4 protein-coding genes and 1 pseudogene are annotated in these 3,783 nt (G+C 60.9%); 4 read left to right on the forward strand and 1 reads right to left on the reverse strand.

Annotation, left to right across the window (positions count from 1 at the left end; genetic code table 11):
* On the reverse strand, positions 1 to 287 hold a 287-nt coding region (locus DBR18_RS24395; RefSeq protein ID WP_146188792.1), incomplete at its 3' end, for a hypothetical protein.
* A 298-nt stretch (positions 288 to 585) separates the two neighbouring features.
* On the opposite strand from DBR18_RS24395, the gene DBR18_RS24400 reads away from it, so the two are divergent.
* The 4 genes and pseudogenes from DBR18_RS24400 to DBR18_RS29840 form a co-directional block, all read left to right on the forward strand.
* On the forward strand, positions 586 to 1,740 hold the full coding sequence (locus tag DBR18_RS24400) for a MalY/PatB family protein (RefSeq protein WP_108592236.1): 1,155 nt from the start codon (positions 586 to 588) through the stop codon (positions 1,738 to 1,740).
* Positions 1,741 to 1,948: 208 nt separating this feature from the next.
* On the forward strand, positions 1,949 to 2,806 hold the full coding sequence (locus tag DBR18_RS24405) for a glucose 1-dehydrogenase (RefSeq protein WP_108592237.1): 858 nt from the start codon (positions 1,949 to 1,951) through the stop codon (positions 2,804 to 2,806).
* An 88-nt stretch (positions 2,807 to 2,894) separates the two neighbouring features.
* A complete protein-coding gene (locus DBR18_RS24410; protein WP_108592238.1) occupies positions 2,895 to 3,506 on the forward strand; it encodes a Yip1 family protein in 612 nt (203 codons plus the stop codon).
* A gap of 87 nt (positions 3,507 to 3,593) precedes the next feature.
* Positions 3,594 to 3,783 (forward strand): annotated as a pseudogene (locus tag DBR18_RS29840) (sodium:proton antiporter); the annotation flags it as partial.

Consider the following 3,783-nt stretch of genomic DNA (forward strand, 5'->3'; position numbering starts at 1 on the left):
CCTTTCGGGCACAGGGTGCCGCGGTTGACCGGGTGGTCGGCGTCGCCCTCGATGTGGATGATGTTTTGCGCGACGTTCTTCGCGGCATCGCCCTGGCTGTACATGATCAAGCCGCAACCGACCGAGCAATACGGGCAGGTGTTGCGAGTTTCATAGGTGTGGGCAAGCTTGAAGTGACGCACCTGCTCGGCGAAGGCCTGCGTCGGGGCCATGCCCAACGCGCCCAGGCTAGAGCCTGCAAGGCCGATACCGGCGACCTTGAAGAATTGACGACGGCTGAGATCCATCGTGCACTCCTGATCAGGTGGAACCCGGTACTTGAGCCGGGCTTTTTCTGGACAAACACGGTTACGGCAGATTGGCTGCCGACTTTTTCACTGTAGACAATGACCACACACTCTGTGTGAAAACCGACCGTCGGCCGTTTGTCGGGTAAACCCATTCCCCTGTAGGAGCTGCGCAGGCTGCGATCTTTTGATCTTGTTTTTAGCAATCAAAAGCAAAAGATCGCAGCCTTCGGCAGCTCCTACAGGGGTTCCGGGTTTATCATGGCGCCCATGACAACCCGCCTTCACGAGACCACGCATGACTTTCGATTTTGATCAGGTATTCGACCGCCACAACACCGGCAGCACCAAGTGGAGCCGTTACCCGGCCGACGTGTTGCCGATGTGGGTCGCTGATATGGATTTCGCCGCGCCGCCGGTCGTCATCGAGGCATTGCAGCAGCGCCTGCTGCATCCGTTGGTGGGTTACAGCGTGGCGCAGGACAACCTGCGTGAGGCCATCGTCACTGATCTGTGGAACAAGTTCGCCTGGAAGGTCAAACCGCAGGAGTTGATCTTCCTGCCGGGGGTCGAATCCGGTTTCAACATGGCCCTCAAGGCGCTGGTCAAACCGCAGCAGAACGTCGTGGTGCAGGTGCCGAACTACCCGCCACTGCGCCATGCCCCGGGCCATTGGGGCCTGAACAAGGTCGAACTGCCGTTCGATGCCCTGGCGGATGGCACCTACGCCACTGATCTGGACAGCCTGCGCGAAGCATTGCACGGCGGCGGCGCCCTGCTCCTGAGCAACCCGCACAACCCGATCGGCAAGGTATTTGGCCGCGAAGAGCTGCAAGCCGTGGCCGATATCTGCGCGGCGCAGGACGCCTGGATCATCTCCGACGAGATCCACGCCGAGCTGTGCTTCGATGGCCGCGTGCACATCCCGACCGCCTCCTTGAACCCGGAAATCGCAAGGCGCACGATCACCCTGATGTCGGCGAGCAAGGCCTACAACATCGCGGGCCTCAAGACCTCGTTCATGATCATCCAGGACGCCGCCCTGCGCGAGCGCGTCAACCACGCCCGTTGCGGCATGGTCGACAGCGTCAACCCGCTGGGTATGGAAGCCACCCGCGTCGCCTACAGCGAGGGCGCCCCGTGGCTCGCCGAGCTGAAAACCTATCTGCAAGCCAACCGCGACTGGTTGGTGGACGCGGTGCACAGTCGCCTGCCGGGCGTGCGCATCAATGTGCCGCAGGGCACCTATCTGGCCTGGCTCGATTGCACGGCGCTGGAACTGGACAACCCGCAGCAGTTCTTCCTCGAACAGGCCAGAGTCGGGCTGAGCCCCGGTCTGGACTTCGGCGATCAGCACCAACAGTTCGTGCGCCTGAACTTCGGCTGCCCGCGCTCGCTGCTCGAAGAAGGCATCGCCCGCATGGAACGCGCCCTGACTAACCACAAATCCTGAAAACACCACCTCCCCCCTGTAGGAGCTGCCGAAGGCTGCGATCTTTTGATCTTGTTTTAAAAAAACCAACGTCAAAAGATCGCAGCCTTCGGCAGCTCCTACAGGGGGTTTGTGTTTGCAGTCGGTGTACAGCGCAAATCCGATCGAACTCACGGCAAACCGTCCGGGTCAACCGCCCATACCTGCCCTGAGACCTCGGAGATTGATGATGACCGACTATCCAAAACCACCCTTTCCCGCACAAGCCCAAGCCGTTCCCGGTTCGCAAAGCAAAATGCAGCCCTACCCCGATTGTGGCGAACAGAGCTATGTCGGTTCCGGACGGCTGGCCGGCAAGATTGCGCTGATCACCGGCGCCGACAGCGGTATCGGTCGCGCCGTGGCGATTGCCTTCGCCCGCGAAGGCGCAGACGTCGCGGTGGCCTATCTGAATGAACATGACGACGCCAAAGAGACCGCCCGCTGGGTCGAACAGGCTGGTCGCCAGTGCATCCTGCTGCCCGGTGACCTTGCGCAAAAGGCCCATTGCCAGGCGCTGGTCGACAAGACCGTCGAGCGCTTCGGGCGCATCGACATTCTGGTCAACAACGCCGCATTCCAGATGACCCACGAAACCTTCGAAGAAATCCCCGACGAGGAATGGGTGATGACCTTCGACGTCAATATCACCGCGATCTTCCGTTTGTGCCAGGCGGCGATCAAACACATGCGTGCCGGTGCGTCGATCATCAACACCAGCTCGGTCAACTCCGATTTGCCCAAACCGACCCTGCTCGCCTACGCCACCACCAAAGGTGCGATCGCCAACTTCACCGGCGGTCTGGCGCAGATGCTCGGGCCAAAGGAGATCCGCGTGAACTGCGTGGCCCCCGGGCCGATCTGGACGCCGTTGATCGTCTCGACCATGCCCGACGAAGAAGTACAGAACTTCGGCAGCGAAACCCCGCTCGGCCGCCCCGGGCAGCCGGTGGAAGTGGCGCCGATCTATGTGCTGCTGGCCTCGGATGAAGCCAGTTACATCACCGGTCAGCGCTACGGGATCACCGGTGGCAAACCGATGCTCTGACGTGCGCGAGAAAAACTGAACCTGACGGCATGACGTCCCTCCATACCTTTAAGAACCCGCAACCGGTCTGCCGGATCAGGAGGTCGTCATGTCCGCCCCTATCGTCAAACTGTTCACCCAACCCAATTTCGCCTGGACCGATATCCGCCGCGAAGAAGAAGCTCATCCCCGGCATTACCTCGCCCATTTGCTGATACTGGCGTTGATTCCTGCGGTTTGCCTGTTCATCGGCACCACCTATGTCGGCTGGAGCCTGGCAGCCGGTGAAGTCGTGCGTTTGAGCACGTCGAGCGCGCTGCAACTGAGCGTCATGCTGTACGTGGCGATCATTTTCGGTGTGGCGCTGATCGGCGGGTTCATCCGCTGGATGTCGCGCAGCTTCGATGCGCGGCCAACGCTCAATCAGTGCATCGGATTTGCCGCGTACACCGTGACGCCATTCTTCGTGGCCGGCATTGCCGGTCTCTATCCCAGTCGCTGGCTGGCGATTCTGGTGCTTGGCGCGGCCTCGGTGTATTCGACGTTTCTGCTGTTCGTCGGCCTGCCGACCTTCATGCACGAGCGCAAGGAGCAAGGCCTGCTCAACTCTGCCTGCGTCTGGGGCATCGGATTGCTGGTCATGGTCACCCTGCTGGTGTCGATGATCCTGCTGTGGTTCAACGTGCTCACGCCCGAGTACCTTCGCAGCACCGTGGGTTAACTTGATGCGGGCGCCGTCTACAGGCGGTCAGTCATGACCTTCGTGGTTTGGGTCGCGGTACTGGGCGGTGTGTTGCTGGCGCTTGCGTTGACTTCGTCGTATCTGCGCTGGATGCCGGTGACAACTTCAGCGGTGTGCCTGCTGCTGGGTATCGCCATCGGCCCCAGCGGTTTGAATCTGCTGAAACTGTCGCTCGAAGGTGCCTCGTCCTGGATGGAGCATCTGACCGAAGTGGCGGTGCTGTTTTCCCTGTTCGTCTGCGGGCTGAAATTACGCC

It is taken from the genome of Pseudomonas sp. HMWF021 (assembly GCF_003061005.1).
In the GTDB taxonomy this organism is placed as follows: Bacteria; Pseudomonadota; Gammaproteobacteria; order Pseudomonadales; family Pseudomonadaceae; genus Aquipseudomonas.

Excerpts from the sequence above, each read along its gene's own strand:
- DBR18_RS24400 (WP_108592236.1), top strand. The coding sequence starts at position 586 with ATGACTTTCGATTTTGATCAGGTATTCGACCGCCACAACACCGGCAGC.
- DBR18_RS24405 (WP_108592237.1), top strand. The coding sequence starts at position 1,949 with ATGACCGACTATCCAAAACCACCCTTTCCCGCACAAGCCCAAGCCGTT.
- DBR18_RS24410 (WP_108592238.1), top strand. The coding sequence starts at position 2,895 with ATGTCCGCCCCTATCGTCAAACTGTTCACCCAACCCAATTTCGCCTGG.